The organism is Micromonospora endophytica, from assembly GCF_003236305.1.
GTDB classification, from domain to species: Bacteria; Actinomycetota; Actinomycetes; order Mycobacteriales; family Micromonosporaceae; genus Micromonospora; species Micromonospora endophytica.
In genome coordinates this window covers 106,433-122,618 of the sequence record NZ_POTX01000001.1, presented here as the reverse complement: position 1 = coordinate 122,618, position 16,186 = coordinate 106,433, and the positions used below count along the sequence as shown (strand labels likewise).

Here is a 16,186-nt window from a genome sequence, read left to right as displayed (position 1 = left end):
CCCCGGACCACAAGAGCTCTCCGCCGCGTCACGCCCGCTCCCTCCTCCGCTCCGTCGCCCCGGACCACCGCACCCGTCCGGTCGACGCCGACGCCTTCCGTGTCATCAATATAGAGTTTGGTCACCTGTGCTTGACGTGACCGATCGAGGAGACTGAGTGCGCCCGTCTTCACCCCTGGGCCTGGGCCGTGGCAGGGTTGTCCGGTGGCAGATGGGCCCGGTGGCGTGATCCGCGCGGAGCAGCTGCGGCCGCTCGGCGAGGCCGCCCCGGGCCGGGAGAGCCTGCCGATCCGGATCCTGCAGGTCGGTGCCGGCAACTTCCTGCGCGGTTTCGCCGACTGGATGGTGCACCGGGCCAACGACGCGGGGGTCCTGCGGCACGGCATCGTGGTCATGAAGGCCACGCCGCGGCCCGAGCGGGTGACCGGACGACTCGTGGAGCAGGCCGGGATGTTTCACGTCCTGCTCGATGGTGTCCGGGACGGCCGTCCGTTCACCGAGACGGCTCTGGTGACGGCGGTGCAGTCGGTCGTCGACGCGTACCAGCACTGGGACCGCTGCCGTGACCTGATGCACGAAGAGTCGCTGAGCCTGGTCATCTCCAACACCACCGACGCCGGCATCGTCTACGTCCCCGACGACCTGGACGCCACACCCCCCACGTCGTTCCCCGCCAAGATGACGGCGCTGCTGCACGAACGCTGGGTTCACTTCGCCGGAGACCCCCGGCGGGGCCTGTCCTTCCTGCCCTGTGAACTCATCGAGGACAACGGTGCGACGCTGCGTTCCCTGGTGGTGCGACATGCCACCGAGGCGGCGCTCGCCGCGGAGTTCATCGACTGGGTCACCCGGCACTGCCGCTTCTACGACACCCTCGTCGACCGGATCGTGCCGGGGCTGCCAGAGCACGAGGCGGTCGAACTCCGCGCAGCGCTCGGCTTCGACGACCGGCTGATCGTCCGCGGCGAGCACTACGCCGACTGGGCGATCGCCGGTGGACCGGCGATCCGCGACGAGTTCCCGCTCGACCGGGCTGGTCTGCCGGTGCGGTTCATGCCCGACATCCGGCCCTACCGCGAACGCAAGGTCCGCATCCTGAACGGCTCACACACCGCGATGGCGGCCATCGGCCCGCTGGTGAACTGCCACACCGTGCGCGATGCCGTACAGCACCCGATGGTCGGTGCCTACCTGCGGCACCTGCTCCACGACGAGGTGCTGCCGTCGCTGGCGTCGCTGCCGGACGGCCTGGGGGACGCGACGGAACTGCGTCAGTACGCCACCGCCATCCTCGACCGATTCCGCAATCCCGCACTGCACCACCTCCTCGCCGACATCCGGCTCAACGCGCTCGCAAAATGGCGGACGAGGAACCTGCCGGTGGTTCTCGACGCGTGGTCCCACGGGCGGCGGGCCGACCTCGGGGTCTTCGCTCTCGCCTGCCTGCTGACCAGTTACGCGGGCGCCTTCGGGCAGGTGGAGGTCCGCGACGACGAGGCGCTGCTGAGCCGGCTGCGGGCCGGCTTCGACGCCGCTCATCCCGGCCCGTGGATCGCGGACGTCATGGCGGCGCTCAACTGGTCGGAGCTGGGTGACGCCGCGACGGCGACGCGTCTGGCCGCAGAGACCACTGCCCACGTACGCGCGCTGCTCGGAAACGAGCCGGCCGGTGTGCTGTCCGCGCTGCTCGGCGAGCGAGAAACCGAATCGACCTGACCCGTACGATCGTGGTCATGCCAGACACCTCTTCACTACGGGCTATGCTGGCGACCGCGCGGAGCGGAATTCTCCTGCTCAGCCTTACCCCACCCCGGCGCAGCTCGACCCCGGAGCGGGTCGCGGAGATCGCTCGGGTGACCCGTGGCCGACTCGACCGCCTGGGCCTGGACGGCTGACCGTTACAGGCCGCACTCGAACTCACCGATGCCGGGGTTGGCATCGGCGAGTCTGATCAGGGAGCTGGCCGTGCCGCGCAGCTCGGGTCCAGCGAGATGGTCGGCGAAGAACGTGGACACCACCGCGTCCACTATCGGTTGCGCGGCCGTCAGCAGTTCGCGTCCGGTGGGGGTCAGCTCCGCCCAGGTCGCCCGGCGGTCCGTCGGCGGAGTCGTCCGCACGACCCACCCGTCCTTTTCCATCTTTGTGACCAGCCGGGTCGCGCCGCTGCGGGAGATCATCAACGCGACCGCCAGCGGAGCCATTCGCAGCCGACCACCTGCCTGGTCGAGCGCGGCGAGCACCTCGCGCTCGAAGTAGGTCAGACCGAGCTTCGCCCGCAGATGAGTGTTGATGTGCGCGAACAGCAGCGACTCCGCACGGTGCAGCGCTCGCCAAGCGGCCAGCTGATCATCGCTTGCCCTGGCCCGGATCGTCGCCACGACACGACCCTACCGCAGGCACGGTTGACGCGTGAACTGTCGTCCCCTACCCTCCACGGAAGAACCGTTTACGTGTGAACTATTGAGTGGAGTCGTGGAGTTGAGCCACACCGGTTTCTGCACAGTCCTCGATCACACAGTTGACGGGCAGCACACACAGCAAGCCCTCATCGACGCGCTGATCGACCTCCACGAGCGTTGGCTGAGCCACCGCGCGGGCTATCAGTCCACGCAGTTCCTCGCCAGCATCGACGGCGCCCACGTCCTCAGCATCGTGCGGTGGAACAACGAGTCCGCCTTCCGGGCGTTCGAAGCGTCGCCGGACAACGCGACGGTCATGGCCGACATCCAGCAGACGCTCAGCGGACTGGCAGGTCTGTCCGACACCCGGATCAACCGGTTCCGGCTGCGACACCAGGTCAGCGCCGGCACGTCATGACTGAAACCCCGACGCGATTCGACGCCTACGCCGACATCCTCTGCCCCTGGTGCTACATCGGCCACCGCCGACTGGCCACCGCGCTCGCCGACCGACCCCGCGAGCGGGTCGAGGTGCGCTGGCGCAGCGTCGAGTTGGCACCGAAGCTCAGCCGGACACCCGGTCCGACGGCGGCCGAGCAGATGGCCGCCCCCACCTGGTGGGGCGCTGCGGCGGCCGCGCGAATCGCCGAGATCCGCGCGATGGGCGCCGCCGAGGGGCTGGCGATGAACCTCCACCTCGCCCGCCCAGTCAACTCTTTCGACGGCCATCGGTTGGTCAAGCTCGCCGCGACGCGTGGCCGGGCGTCGGAGGTGCTGGAGAGCCTGCTGCACGGCTACCACACCGAGGGGCTCAACATCGCCGATCACGCGGTCCTGGAAGAGATCGGCGTCGGGGCGGGACTGGACCGACACGACGTCCGCTCCGCACTCGGCAGCGACGCCTTCGCCACCGACGTGCGGACCGACCAGCGGCTTGCCCGCAGCCATGGGGTGACCTCGGTGCCGTCCATGGTCATCGGCGATCGGCCACCCATCAGTCTGGTGGCACCGGCGACCGCCCTGCGGCAACTGATCGACGAGGCACTTCGACCCGTCGATCTCTGAACCGAGACGAGGAACCAATGGAGATCGGAATCGGGCTACCCGGCCATGCCCTCTGGAGCGACGGACGTCAGTTCGTCGAGTGGGCAAGGCGGGCCGAGGCGCGAGGGTTCAGCTCGGTGGCCGTGAGTGACCGGCTGCTGTGGTCGACGCCCGAGCCACTGACGGTGTTGAGCGCCGTCGCTGCCGCCACACATCGGATCCGACTAGTGACCAGCGTGCTGCTGGCACCTTTGCACACTAATCATCTGCTCTTCGCGAAGTCGATTCTCACGCTCGATCACATTGCCGGTCCGCATCGATTGCAACTCGGCCTGGCAGCTGGCTTCCGGCAGGACGACTTCACCACCTCGGGGGTGGAGTACACCAGGCGGGGCGCACAACTCGACGCTCTGGTTGGCGTGCTCCACGACGCCTTCAACGACCGTGCGGGCATCAATCTGCCACCGGCCACACCCGGCGGCCCGCCATTGTTTTTCGGAGGCACGTCGGCGGCCAGCATCCGACGCGTCGCGACTCGCGGCACCGGATGGTTGGCCGGGACCGCTTCCGTCAAGGATCTCATCGAGTTCGTGCCGAGACTGAGTGACGCGTGGACCGCACATGGCCGCGTCGACAGTCCACGAGTCGTTACCGCCGCCATGTTCGCCATCGGCCCCGACGCCAAAGAGGCGGTACGCCGCGCCATCGGCCCCTACTATGCCTTCGCTGGGGAGGAATGGGCACAGTACGGCATCGACAGCGCACTCACCTCGCCCGATCAGATCACCGCAGCCGTCGCCGAGTTTGCGCAGAACGGCTGCGACGAACTCATCCTCACCGGCAACAACACCGATCCCGGCCAGGTTGATCTGCTCGCTGACGCCCTCGGCTGGTGACTGCCGCAGCGAGGTCAGCCCCTTTGTCCCGACACACCACCCCGATCCGGGCTGACCAGAACGCAACGCTAATTGGCCGGCAACTGGATCTTCAGCACCGCCACCCTGGGGGTTCGACAATCATTCTCGCCGCAGCATGGTGTGATGCCGCCCGGAGTCCTGTCTGAGTTTAACGCCAATTTCACAAGTGATCATTTGTCGTGCCGCGCGCCCCCGACGCACGCGGCACTTTCACCTGCGCAAATGACATCGGCCGGCCACCGGCAAGTTATTCCGCAATAGTTCGTTGAGGAATCTTTAATCTGGCGATCCCTGTGGCCGCCAGGCGCGTCGTGAGAGAATTTCGACGGTTCCGAAGGAAGGTTGGAGCGGGAGGGGAACCAACGACGGAGGTGGCGATGAACGTAAATGTCCTTGGTGAACTCAGGGTCACCGAAAATGGGCGCCCTGTGGTTCCGAGCGCCGCCAAACCGCGTCAGGTCCTGGCGTTGCTGACGCTGCGTGGAGACCGAGTGGTGCAGGCAGGCGTCCTCATGGAGGAACTGTGGGGCAGCCGTCTTCCTCGCAGCGCGTCCACCACCCTTCAGACCTATGTGCTGAACATCCGTAACAAACTGGCCGCCGCACTGCCCGCAGGATCCGGCCGTTCGGCAAAGGATGTCCTGGTCACCTGTTACGGCGGGTACCTGCTCAAGCTGGGCGACGGCCGGTTCGATCTACGCGAGTTCGAGGCTCAGGCGGCCGCCGGTGATGCCGCCTACGAGATCGGCGACCTACCGGCCGCCGCCACGCTGTTCAGGCGGGCACTGGGGCAGTGGCAGGGCAGCGCGTTGCTCGATGTCCCACACGGCCGGATCCTGCAACGCGAGGTCATCAGCATGGAGCACCGCCGGATGGCTGTGCTGGAGCAGTGGATCGACGTCTCGCTGCGGCTCGGGCGTCACGCGGCGTTGCTGCCCGAGTTGAGTGTCCTGGTGGACGAACATCCGTTACACGAAGGTTTCCGCGCCCAGTTCATGTTGGCGCTCTACCGCACCGGGCACGTGCGACGCGCACTGCAGGAGTTTCAGGCGTTGCGCTTGATGCTCGTCGATGAGCTAGGCGTCGAACCGTCCGCGCGGCTGCGCCGGCTGCACCACGCCATCCTGTGCGGGAACCCCATCGCGGACCCGGAGGAGGAGTTCCAGCAATTGACCGGTTGACCCGCATGAGAACGGCTCGATCGCGGCTCGAGGCCGATGCGTCAACCTGCACCTGACAGGAGGGTCAACCTGAGGAGCTCGCATGTCTGACACTGCCCGGCCGGTTGCTGTGGTCACCGGCGCCACCAGTGGAATCGGCCTGGAGATCGCCACCCGGCTGGCCCGGCGCGGCGCCGCCGTCTTCGTCGGTGCGCGCGACGCCGACAACGTCTCGGCCGTCGTGAAAGAGTTGAAGGAACAGGACCTTGAGGTGGACGGGACGACCTGCGACGTCTCCCAACCGGAACAGATTCGCGCGTACGTCCGGGCCGCCCGGGATCGTTTCGGGCCGATCTCGATCCTGGTGAACAACGCGGGTCGAAGTGGCGGCGGTGCCACTGCCGACCTCGACGACGAACTGTGGTTCGACGTTATCAACACCAACCTCAACAGTGTCTACCTGATGACCAAGGAGGTACTCAACGTCGGCGGCATGCTGGCCGCCGGAAGCGGCCGCATCATCAACATCGCGTCAACCGGAGGCAAGCAGGGAGTGGTGCATGCCGCGCCGTACTCGGCGTCCAAACACGGGGTGGTGGGCTTCACCAAGGCGCTCGGCCTCGAACTCGCCAAGACCGGCATCACCGTCAACGCGGTCTGCCCGGGGTTCGTCGAGACGCCGATGGCTGAGCGGGTGCGTCATCACTATGCCGCCATCTGGGGCGTGGACGAGACCGAAGCCAAGAACCGCATCACGGCTCGGGTGCCCATCGGCCGCTATGTGGATCCGGTGGAGGTCGCCGCCATGGTGGAGTATCTGACCAGCGACGATGCCCAAGCCGTCACCGCCCAGGCGCTCAATGTCTGCGGCGGCCTCGGTAACTACTGACGACGTGTACGCCGCGGGCGGACCTGCTGCCGCCTGCGGCGTACACGGTCCGCCGCGCCGTGGGATCGCACCGGTAAGGCTCAGGCCCGCTGCCGGCGGACATGGTCCGCGGCGAATTCCATGGTGGCACGGCTGTTCCGGCCCAACGTCAGTCGCACCTGGTCGCGGGCCTCGGCGAGGCTGGTGCCGGGCCCGAGTACGGTGGCCACCCGTTCCCGGTCGAGCGCGACCGTATGGCGGGAGCTGACCAACGCGCCGGCGGACTCCTGCTGCACCGTCCACACCCCGCTGTGCCCGTAGAGCAGGGCGGGGGTGAGCTGCTGTTTGTAGGCAATCCACTCGCCCGGCTGGCAGACCCGAACCGACCGGGTCTCGTGCGTGGCGCCGTCCGCGGTCCGGGTGCTCATCGCCAACACCTGCACACCCCCGGGCCGTTCGTCCAGTCGGACCTGTGCCACGTGCGGTAACCGCTGCGCCCACAGGTCGGCCCGGAACAGGAATTCGTAGGCAGCCGCGGCATCGCCGGGAAAGTGCACCGTGTCGGTGAAGGAGAAGACCACCTCCTCAGCGCTGGTGGTGGAGTCGGCGACGTGTGCCAGCGCGGACAGTTCCTCGGCGCTGTTGCGGTCCAGCGCGGCGTTGATCCATTCCGCGGCGTCCGGACTGCCGTCGGTGACGAAGTCGTGCGCAAGGACGATCTCGGTCCGGTCGTCCGGCAGCGGACGGAACGACCAGCTGCCCCCCATCGCGGCAACCGGCGGCTGACTGTGCTCCTGTTGAAAGGTGATGGTGCGGCGTACCGGATCGAACTCACGCCGGGACGTCCACTGCCGCACCTCGCCGTTCACCAGGGCCCAGAGGTGAAAACGTTCCCATCCCGGACCGTGGGCCAGCGGCCGCGCGTACACGCTGGGTCCGAAGATGGCGGGCCAGACCGTGACGTCGCTGACCAGGTCGTACAGGACAGATACCGGGGCATCCACCGCCAGCGTGTGCACGGTCCAGTGTGCGTTGGTCGAGGCGGTCACCCCTCCACCCGCCGCGTGGCGGCCGCATTGGCCAGGGCCAGCAGCCCGCCGAGGGTCTCGGCCGACAGGACGGCATCGTCTTCGAGATGGATGCCGAAACGCTGCCGCAACTGGGCGGCGGTCTCGATCAGAGCCAGGGAGTCGTATCCCAACTCCTCGAAGGTCCGTCCGGTGACGTCCTCGTCCGGCGCGATGTTCTCGACCTCGCCGGCGGACTCCACCAACACCTGGTGAATGTCGTCGATGCTCAGCTGCGTCATGCTCTCCTCCTTCGGGTCGTCGGCAGGCGGCGGTGGCCGCCGCGCACATCTCTGGGGTGCGGGTTCGTCACTGCGACCAGGCCCGGACGACGACGGCGGCGTTGAATCCGTGCCGCCCACGAGCCAGTACGAGCGCCGCGGGCAGCGGTAGTTCGCGTGGCGCACCCAACACGAGGTCGATCTGGTAGCTCTCCGGAACCGCAGTGGTGTGCGCGGTCGGTGGAATGACCCCGTCGCGCAGTGACAGCACGGCGGTGACCACATCCAGAGGACCGCCGCCGGCGTAGAGCCGGCCGGTCAGCGCCTTGGGCGCGGTCACCGGCACCGCGCCCGGACCGAACAGGGCGCTGATCGTCGCCGCCTCGTCCCGGTCCAGTTCCGGCACCCCGCTGGCGTCTGCGAAGACCACCCCGATGTCGCCTGGCACCAGCCCCGCCCCGGCGATCGCCTGCTCGGCAGCTCGGCGTAGCCCGGAGGGACGCCCGGACCCGGGTGGAGGGTCGAAGGTCGCCGCGTACCCGGCGATCTCGGCGTGGATCTGGGCGGCTCCGCGCGCGTGCGCGCTCGCGGCCGACTCGACGACCAACATGGCTCCGCCCTCACCCGGGACGTACCCGCTGGCGGCGGCATCGAACGGCAGGTACGCCCGAGCGGGGTCCGGCTCGACGCTGACCCGCCCGCCAGCGAACTGGGAGAGGAACCCCCAGGGGTCCAGTGCCGAGTCCACCCCGCCGGTGATCATGAGATCGGTCCCGCCTCTGATGGTCCGGCAGGCGTGCCCGAGCGCGTCCAGTCCACCGGCCTGCTCGGCGACCAGGGCCGCGCTGGACCCGCGCAGCCCGTTGCGGATGGAGATCTGTCCGCTGTTCACCGCGTAGAACCACGCGAACGATTCATACACGCTGACGTACGGGCTGCCCTGCCGCCACAGCTTGCGGAACTCGCGATGGGTGAACTCGAACCCGCCGAGAGCATTCGCGGTGACCACGCCCATCCGGTCGCTGGCCAGGCCGTCGAGTCCACTCGCATCGGCGATCGCCCAGTCCGCGGCAGCGAGCGCGAGTCGGGTGGAGACGTCGGTCTGTGGCAGGAGTCGCCGACCTATGTGCTCCTCGGCCACGAAGTCGACGATCTGTCCCGCCAGTCGGTAGGGATAGCCCGACGTGTCGAACCGGCTCAGCTCCCGGATACCGCTGCGACCGTCGCGCGCCGCCTGCCAGTACCGCTCGGTGCCGATCCCATTGGGCGCCACCACTCCCATGCCGGTGATCACGGTACGAACCGAACCGGTCATCGCTGCATCTCCGCTTCGTTGGCGCCGTTCCACGTCCGGGTGCTTCGCCGATCGTCGGAATTCATGCCGGGGCCCGCAGCACCATCGCGCTCTGGAACCCGCCAAACCCACTGCCCACCGTGAGTACGTTGTGCACGGGCAGCTCCCGGGCGGTCAGCGGGACGTAGTCCAGATCGCATTCGGGATCGGGTTCGTGCAGGTTCGCCGTCGGCGGCACGACGTCGTGCTCGATGGCGAGGGCGCAGGCGGCGATCTCGATCGCGCCGATGGCACCGAGGGAGTGCCCGACCATGGACTTCACGGAACTGATCGGTACCTGGTAGGCGTGTTTCCCGAGCGCGTGTTTGAACGCGGCGGTCTCGTGCCTGTCGTTCTGCCGCGTCCCCGACCCGTGCGCGTTGATGTAGGACACCTGCTCCGGGCTCACCCGCGCCTCGTCGAGCGCGACGGTGATGGCCTGCGCCATCTCTCGACCGTGCGTGGTCAGCCCGGTCATGTGGTACGCGTTGCAGCGGGTCGCGAAGCCGCCGATCTCGGCGTAGATGTGCGCCCCCCGGGCACGAGCCGACTCGTACTCCTCGAGCACGAACATGGCGGCACCCTCGGCCAGGACGAATCCGTCCCGGGTGCGATCGAAAGGTCGCGACGCGTGCTCGGGATCGTCGTTGCGTGCGGTGCTCGCCTTGATCGCGTCGAAGCAGGCCACGACGATCGGTGAGATCGGGGCGTCGGTGGCACCGGTCAGCATGACATCGACGGTGCCCTCGCGGATGAGTTGAGCGGCGTGCCCCACGGCGTCGATACCTGAGGTGCATCCGTCGGAGATCATGGTCACCGGCCCCTGGGCGCCCACGGTCCAGGCCACCTCGGCGGGCATGGCACCCGGGCTGAGGTAGTCGAACATGTGTGGAGACAGGTAGGCGGGATCGACAGTCCAGTCCCGGCCCCGGTCCGACATGACGAGGTATTCGTTCTCCAGGCTGGTGGCCGAGGCCACCGCGCTGCCCAGGCTCACCCCGATCCGGAACGGGTCGAGCGCGGTGAAGTCCAGGCCACTGTCGGTGGCCGCGTCGCGGGCACAGACCATGGCAAACTGCGTGGCGCGGTCCATCCTGCGGATCTCGCGTGGGGTCAGGCCCTCAGCCAGCGCGTCGAACGCGACCTCCGCGGCCACCTGGGACCGGAACTGGGCGGCGTCGAAGAACGAGATTCTTCGGGTTGCCGTGCGCCCCGACGTGAGCAGATCCCAGAACTCCTTGACCCCGACACCGCCGGGGCTGCGTACGCCCATTCCCGTCATGGCGACTCGGCGGCCACGGCTCGACGTGTCCATCGCGTACCTCCGGAGGGGTGTGACCGCAGCGGGCATGCGGCGCGGTAGAAGTTGTCAGCAGACTCCGGCACGCCGCTCGAGACCCACTCGAAGCCGACTCGCGGCGCGGCTCGGGCCGACTCGACCGCGCCTCGAGCAGCTGCCTCGACACTCGGCACGTTCAGCCAGTCGCAGGACCTGTTGGCGAAGGGAGCCCGACGATGCCGGACGACAGGCCGGGCGCGGCACCGGACGACACGACACACCACGTCTCCGAGGAGACGGTCCGCCACTATCGGGAACAGGGTTTCGTCCGTGTCCCTGGGGTGTTGAGCCGGAAGGAGGTCGACCACCTGCTGGCCGCGGCGCAGCGGGAGCTCGACCAGGCCGAGAAGGTGACCTGGGACCGCCCAGACGGGCGGGTCATGGACTGGGTCCCACATGTCGACCGCAGAAGCGGCGACCTGCGCGCCCTGGCCCTGCACCCGCGGGTCACCGCGATCGCGGAGCGGCTGGCCGGCGTACCGCTGCGCATGTTCAAGTCCGAACTGCTGCGCAAGGCGATCAGCGGGTCGGCACCGACACCTTTGCACGCTGACGCTCCGGCGATTCCCTTCAGTGGCCGTCCCGTCGGCCTGACCGCCTGGGTGGCACTCACCGATGTCCCGGTCGAGCGGGGCTGCATGACCTTCATTCCCGGGTCGCACCTGGTGCCCCACGAGCGCGATCCGTCCCCCACGGAGCGCTCCGATCCGTTCGGCTGCCCCAGGAACCTGATCTGGGAGCCGCGGGTCACTGTGCCGTTGCGGGCCGGCGACTGCACCTTCCACCACGAGCGGGTTCTGCACCTGGCCGGCCGCAACGAAACCGCGCAGCTACGGGTGTCGCTGGCCACCGTCTACATGGACGCCGAGTCGGTCTTCGAGCCGAGCGCCCTGGTCCCGGACGACCTGGGCGGGATGCTGCCCGGCCAGCCTCTCGACGATGATCGCCTCTTCCCGCTCATCGGCGCCGCCCGATGAGCCTGCGGCAACAGCCAGGTATCTCGACGACCACGCGGGTCTGGGCATATCTCGACGAGTACGAGGCCGAACGCGCCGACATCCTGGACGCCGTCGACCAGGTGTTCCGGTCCGGGCAGCTCGTCCTCGGTGCGAGCGTGCGCGGGTTCGAGCAGGAGTTCGCCGCCTACCACGGTGCGGCGCACTGCGTGGGTGTCGACAACGGCACCAACGCGGTCAAGCTGGGACTGGAGGCGCTCGGGATCGGCCCCGGAGACGAGGTCATCACCGTGTCCAACACGGCCGCCCCGACCGTCGTGGCGATCGACGGCGCCGGTGCGACGCCGGTCTTCGTCGACGTCCGTGACGAGGACTTCCTCATGGACACCAGCCAGGTGGCCGCCGCGATCACCGAACGCACCGCGGCACTGCTGCCCGTGCATCTGTACGGACAGTGCGTGGACATGGCGCCGTTGCGTGACCTGGCGGCGCAGCGCGGTCTGCGGGTTCTCGAGGACTGCGCGCAGGCGCACGGTGCCCGCCAGCACGGACGACTCGCCGGCACGCACGGCGACGCGGCCGCGTTCTCCTTCTACCCCACCAAGGTGCTGGGCGCATACGGCGACGGCGGTGCCGTCGTCACCTCCGACGACGAGGTGGACCGGAACCTCCGACGCCTGCGCTACTACGGCATGGAGGAGGTCTACTACGTCGTCCAGACCCCTGGGCACAACTCGCGACTCGATGAGGTGCAGGCCGAGATCCTGCGCCGCAAGCTCCGCCGGCTGGACACCTATGTCGCCGCACGCCGTGCCGTCGCCCGCCGCTACGAGCAGGGGCTGGCCGAGTTCGTCGGCGACGGTGGGCTGCGTCTGCCGACGACCACCGCCGGTAACGAACACGTCTACTACGTCTACGTGGTCCGGCATCCGCAGCGCGACCAGATCATCGACCGGCTCACGTCGTACGGGATCTCGTTGAACATCAGCTATCCCTGGCCGGTGCACACGATGACCGGGTTCGCTCATCTCGGCTATCCCGCGGGCGCGCTCCCCGTCACGGAGCGGCTGTCCAAGGAGATCTTCTCGCTGCCGATGTACCCGTCCCTCCCGACCGACGTCCAGGACCGGGTGATCGAAGCGCTGCGCCACGTGCTGACGACCCTGTGATCGCCCGTACGCACCGATGGAGAACACGTGATGAATCATTCCGAGGTCCTCGACGTGTACCAGCGGGCCGAACTGTACGACGCCTCGTACCGGGGCCGTGGCAAGGACTACGCCGGCGAGGCCGAGATCGCGATCGGCTTGGTCCGCGAGCGTGCCCGCGACGCGGACCAGGTGCTCGATGTCGCGTGCGGCACCGGAGCGCACCTGCGGCACTTCGCGGCAGCGTTCGGCGAGGTGGCCGGGTTGGACCTGTCCGAGGAGATGTTGCGGCTGGCTCGCCAGCGGCTGCCCGGCACGCAGCTGTGGCAGGGCGACATGCGCAAGTTCGACCTCGGCCGTACGTTCGACGCGATCACCTGCATGTTCAGCTCGGTCGGCTACCTGGCCGACGCAGCGGAGCTGAACGCGACGCTGGAGAGTTTCGCCAGGCATCTGAACTCCGGCGGCGTCGTGGTCATCGAACCCTGGTGGTCGCCGGAGACGTTCCTGTCCGGCCACGTCCAGGCAGACGTGGTGGTGGTCGACGGGCGAACCATCTCCCGCGTCTCGCATTCGGTGCGGGATCCCGATCGGTCCGCCAGTCGGATGGAGATCCACTGGGTGGTCGCCGAACCTGCGGCCGGCATCAGACACCACACCGAGACCCACGTCATGACGCTGTTCACCCGGCAGGAGTACCTTACCGCGTTCGCGCGGGCGGGGTTCACCGCCGAGCACGTCGTACACCCTCTCGGCGGGCCGGGGATGTACGTCGGCGTCCTGGAGCGGGACTGAGGTGCAGTGGTGCAGATCCGCGAGCTGAAGGTCGAGGGCGCGTACGAACTCACGCCCCAGTCCTTCCACGACCATCGAGGTCTGTTCCTGTCGCCGTATCAACAGGAGCTTTTCCTCGATCACACCGGCCACCGGTTGTTCCCGGTGGCGCAGTGCAGCCTCAGCAGGTCACACCGGGCGGTGGCCCGGGGGATCCACTTCACCGCCACGCCGCCGGGCATGGCGAAGTTCGTCTACAGCGCGCAGGGACGGGCGCTCGACATCATCGTCGACACCCGGGTGGGCGCGCCGACCTATGGCCAGTGGGACAGCGTGCTCCTCGACCAGCGGGATTTCCGGGCGCTCTATCTGCCGGTGGGCGTCGGGCACCTGTTCGTGTCGCTGGCCGATGACACAGTCGTCTGCTACCTGCTGTCCACGGAGTACGTGCCCGCCAACGAGCTGGCGATATCGCCGACCGATCCCCGGCTACGGCTGCCGCTGCCGACCGAGTTCGACCTGGTCCTCTCCGAGCGGGATCGGACAGCCCCCACCCTGGATGAGGCCGAGCGCGCGGGGATCTTGCCTGACTACGCCGCCTGCCGGCAGCTCTCACTGGCGTGGGAGGCGGCGTGATGGACCGTGGAGCAGGCGGCGGCAACGGCCGGCGGGTCGACCTCCGCGACGCCGGGGTGGTGGTCACGGGCGCCGGTCGCGGCATCGGGGCAGCCCTGGCGCGGAGGTTCGCTGCCGCCGGGGCCCGGGTGGTGGTCAACGACCGCAACCCCGACCGCGCCGCGACGGTGGCCGCCGAGGTCGGCGGCCTGCCCCTGCCCGGGAACGCGGCGGAGAGCCTCGTTCCGGCCGCCCGTCGACTGCTCGGCGGGCCGGTCGACGTGTTCTGCGCCAACGCGGGAGCGGTCCACACGGGGGGTCCTGAAGCCGCCGACGAGGACTGGCAGACAGCCTGGGACGTCAACCTCATGGCACACGTACGGGCCGCCCGTGACCTGTTGCCGGAGTGGCTGGAGCGCGGCCGTGGACGGTTCGTGTCCGTGGTGTCCTCGGCTGGCCTGCTCACCATGATCGACGCGGCGCCCTACGCGGTGTCCAAGCATGCCGCGCTCGCTTTCGCCGAGTGGCTCTCGCTGACCTACCGGCACCGCGGCGTCAGCGTCCACGCCATCTGTCCACGTGGCGTACGTACCGAGACACATCGAATGGCGGGCGTCGCCGGGCTGCGGCTCACCTCGACCGCGATCGGCCCGGAAGAGGTGGCCGAGGCGCTGTTCACGGGCATCGCCGAGGAGCGGTTCCTGGTCCTTCCGCACCCGGAGGTAGTCCAGCAGATGACTGCCCGCATCGCCGATCTCGATCGCTGGCTCGAGAACCTCAATCGGATGGCGGCAGAGCAGTCGGTCGTGGCAGCCCGGCGACGACCACCGCTGCGGTCCGACAGCCAGGAGGAACAATGAACGCTGCACTCGGGCCCGCCGGGGCCGGTCTGCGCCTGCGGCCCCGGGCAGACGCGGGGCCTGCCTCCAGGTTCGCGAGATCGCTGGCGGAGTCCTCGGCGGGCGTGCAGATGAGCACCGCCGAGTTTCCCGGGTGGCTGGCCGAACGTCGCCGCGCCCACCGGTTCGGCGTCGAGCTGATCGACTTCGCCGATCTGGACCAGTGGTCCTTCGAGCGGGTCACCGGCAACCTGGTCCACCACACCGGCAGGTTCTTCAGCATCGAAGGGCTGCGCTGCCGTACCGACGAGGGGCCGTTCCGGCGCTGGGAACAGCCGATCATCACGCAGCCCGAGGTGGGCATGCTCGGCCTTCTCGTCAAGGAATTCGACGGCGTACTGCACGCCCTGATGCAGGCGAAGATGGAGCCGGGAAATCCCAATCTGCTCCAGCTATCCCCCACCGTCCAGGCGACCCGAAGCAACTTCACCGGGGTGCACCGCGGCGCCAAGGTGCGATATCTGGACTACTTCGTCGGGCCGCGGCGCGGCCGGGTGCTCGCCGACGTGCTCCAGTCCGAGCACGGCGCGTGGTTCCATCACAAGGCGAACCGGAACATGATCGTCGAGGCCACCGGCCCGGTGCCGGTCGGCGCCGACTTCTGCTGGCTCACGCTGGGCCAGCTCGGCGAGTTGCTGCGCCTGGACAATGTCGTCAACATGGATGCCCGCACCGTGCTCGCCTGTGCGCCGGTGGGGTCCGACGAGTCGGGGGCGTTGCACTCCGACACCGAGCTGCTGTCCTGGTTCACCGCCGAACGCGCCCGGCGGGACGTACGCGCCGATCTCAAACCCTTGACCGAGGTGACCGGGTGGCGCCGCGGCAGACGCTCGATCGACCACGAGGAGGGCCGCTACTTCCGGGTGGTCGCCGCCTCGGTCACGGCCGACAACCGCGAGGTCAGCCACTGGACCCAGCCACTGATCGAGCAGTGCGGCATCGGTGTGGCCGCCTTCCTGACCCGCCATATCGATGGGGTGCCGCATCTGCTGGCGCAGGCCCGCGCGGAGAGCGGAACCCGAAACTGCGTGGAGCTGGCGCCGACCGTCCAGTGTGTTCCGGACAACTACCGGCATCTCGATCGCCGAGATCACCCACGGTTTCTGCATCTCGTGCTGGGGGCGGATCCGGGTCGCGTTCGCTACTCAGTGATCCACTCTGAGGAGGGCGGCCGGTTCCGGAACGCCGAGAGCCGCTACATGATCATTGAGGTGGATGCGACGCAGGTCCCGCTGGACCCTCCCCCGGGCTTCTGCTGGATCAGCATCGATCAGCTCCGCCACCTGGTGCGGCACCCGCACTACCTGAACGTGCAGGCGCGCACCCTGCTCGCCTGCCTCAACACCGGCGCGGTCTCGGCCGAACCCTGCTGAGGTGCACGCGAACTCCGGCAGGCGACGCGACGGCTAGGGCCGCCGGATGACTCGGGAGCAGGGCGCAGCGGGA

The 16,186-nt window shown here is 68.6% G+C and carries 18 protein-coding genes; 13 read left to right on the top strand and 5 right to left on the bottom strand.

Translation table 11 applies throughout. The features are described 5' to 3' along the window. Positions 1-204: 204 nt before the first annotated feature. Together C1I93_RS00490 and C1I93_RS31300 are read left to right on the top strand one after the other, a co-directional pair. A complete protein-coding gene (locus C1I93_RS00490; protein WP_181444946.1) occupies positions 205-1,716 on the top strand; it encodes a tagaturonate reductase in 1,512 nt (503 codons plus the stop codon). Positions 1,717-1,733: 17 nt separating this feature from the next. After that, a complete protein-coding gene (locus C1I93_RS31300) occupies positions 1,734-1,895 on the top strand; it encodes a hypothetical protein (RefSeq protein ID WP_181444945.1) in 162 nt (53 codons plus the stop codon). A 3-nt stretch (positions 1,896-1,898) separates the two neighbouring features. Here the strand turns inward: C1I93_RS31300 and C1I93_RS00485 are convergent, their stop codons facing one another. After that, entirely contained in the window at positions 1,899-2,378 is a 480-nt protein-coding gene (locus tag C1I93_RS00485) for a MarR family winged helix-turn-helix transcriptional regulator (RefSeq protein ID WP_212808397.1), read from the bottom strand. 94 nt (positions 2,379-2,472) lie between these two features. Here C1I93_RS00485 and C1I93_RS00480 point away from each other — a divergent pair, with 94 nt between their 5' ends. The 5 genes from C1I93_RS00480 to C1I93_RS00460 all read left to right on the top strand — a co-directional run bounded on the left by C1I93_RS00480 (position 2,473) and on the right by C1I93_RS00460 (position 6,409). Continuing rightward, the gene (locus tag C1I93_RS00480; RefSeq protein WP_111241173.1) at positions 2,473-2,817 is read left to right on the top strand and encodes an antibiotic biosynthesis monooxygenase; all 345 of its coding nucleotides are present in this window, start codon (positions 2,473-2,475) and stop codon (positions 2,815-2,817) included. Further along, positions 2,814-3,464 (top strand): DsbA family oxidoreductase, encoded by a 651-nt coding sequence (locus tag C1I93_RS00475; RefSeq protein ID WP_111241172.1) that lies wholly within the window; start codon positions 2,814-2,816, stop codon positions 3,462-3,464. Before C1I93_RS00480 ends, C1I93_RS00475 begins: the two co-directional genes overlap by 4 nt. A 17-nt stretch (positions 3,465-3,481) precedes the next feature. Next, positions 3,482-4,339, top strand: a complete 858-nt coding sequence (locus tag C1I93_RS00470) for an LLM class flavin-dependent oxidoreductase (protein ID WP_111241171.1) — start codon at positions 3,482-3,484, stop codon at positions 4,337-4,339. Between the two features lie 398 nt (positions 4,340-4,737). Beyond that, positions 4,738-5,541, top strand: coding sequence for an AfsR/SARP family transcriptional regulator (locus tag C1I93_RS00465; RefSeq protein WP_111241170.1), 804 nt, complete (start codon positions 4,738-4,740; stop codon positions 5,539-5,541). 82 nt (positions 5,542-5,623) lie between these two features. Next, positions 5,624-6,409, top strand: coding sequence for an SDR family NAD(P)-dependent oxidoreductase (locus tag C1I93_RS00460; RefSeq protein WP_111241169.1), 786 nt, complete (start codon positions 5,624-5,626; stop codon positions 6,407-6,409). A gap of 80 nt (positions 6,410-6,489) precedes the next feature. Here the strand turns inward: C1I93_RS00460 and C1I93_RS00455 are convergent, their stop codons facing one another. From C1I93_RS00455 to C1I93_RS00440, 4 genes are all read right to left on the bottom strand, one after another. Then, the gene (locus tag C1I93_RS00455; RefSeq protein ID WP_220039546.1) at positions 6,490-7,437 is read right to left on the bottom strand and encodes an aromatase/cyclase; all 948 of its coding nucleotides are present in this window, start codon (positions 7,435-7,437) and stop codon (positions 6,490-6,492) included. Further along, positions 7,434-7,697 carry an acyl carrier protein gene (locus C1I93_RS00450; RefSeq protein ID WP_111241168.1) on the bottom strand — a complete coding sequence of 88 codons (264 nt, stop codon included), beginning with the start codon at positions 7,695-7,697 and terminating at the stop codon, positions 7,434-7,436. Before C1I93_RS00450 ends, C1I93_RS00455 begins: the two co-directional genes overlap by 4 nt. Positions 7,698-7,764: 67 nt before the next feature. After that, positions 7,765-8,991, bottom strand: a complete 1,227-nt coding sequence (locus C1I93_RS00445) for a ketosynthase chain-length factor (protein WP_111241167.1) — start codon at positions 8,989-8,991, stop codon at positions 7,765-7,767. A gap of 61 nt (positions 8,992-9,052) precedes the next feature. Continuing rightward, positions 9,053-10,291: a beta-ketoacyl-[acyl-carrier-protein] synthase family protein gene (locus tag C1I93_RS00440; RefSeq protein ID WP_275938109.1), complete on the bottom strand. Its 1,239-nt coding sequence runs from the start codon at positions 10,289-10,291 to the stop codon at positions 9,053-9,055. Between the two features lie 233 nt (positions 10,292-10,524). Between C1I93_RS00440 and C1I93_RS00435 the strand changes: the two genes are divergently transcribed. From C1I93_RS00435 to C1I93_RS00410, 6 genes are read left to right on the top strand one after another with little or no spacing between them, the layout of a single operon-like run. Further along, positions 10,525-11,325, top strand: a complete 801-nt coding sequence (locus tag C1I93_RS00435) for a phytanoyl-CoA dioxygenase family protein (RefSeq protein WP_111241165.1) — start codon at positions 10,525-10,527, stop codon at positions 11,323-11,325. Further along, a complete protein-coding gene (locus C1I93_RS00430; protein WP_111241164.1) occupies positions 11,322-12,473 on the top strand; it encodes a DegT/DnrJ/EryC1/StrS family aminotransferase in 1,152 nt (383 codons plus the stop codon). Before C1I93_RS00435 ends, C1I93_RS00430 begins: the two co-directional genes overlap by 4 nt. A gap of 30 nt (positions 12,474-12,503) precedes the next feature. After that, positions 12,504-13,247 (top strand): class I SAM-dependent DNA methyltransferase, encoded by a 744-nt coding sequence (locus C1I93_RS00425; protein WP_181444944.1) that lies wholly within the window; start codon positions 12,504-12,506, stop codon positions 13,245-13,247. A 9-nt stretch (positions 13,248-13,256) separates the two neighbouring features. After that, positions 13,257-13,862, top strand: coding sequence for a dTDP-4-dehydrorhamnose 3,5-epimerase family protein (locus tag C1I93_RS00420; protein ID WP_111241180.1), 606 nt, complete (start codon positions 13,257-13,259; stop codon positions 13,860-13,862). Then, complete coding sequence (locus C1I93_RS00415) at positions 13,862-14,701, top strand: SDR family oxidoreductase (protein WP_111241179.1); 840 nt, start codon at positions 13,862-13,864, stop codon at positions 14,699-14,701. The genes C1I93_RS00420 and C1I93_RS00415 overlap by 1 nt, the downstream gene beginning before the upstream one ends. Further along, the gene (locus tag C1I93_RS00410) at positions 14,698-16,113 is read left to right on the top strand and encodes an NDP-hexose 2,3-dehydratase family protein (protein ID WP_111241163.1); all 1,416 of its coding nucleotides are present in this window, start codon (positions 14,698-14,700) and stop codon (positions 16,111-16,113) included. Before C1I93_RS00415 ends, C1I93_RS00410 begins: the two co-directional genes overlap by 4 nt. The last annotated feature ends 73 nt before the right edge of the window (positions 16,114-16,186 follow it).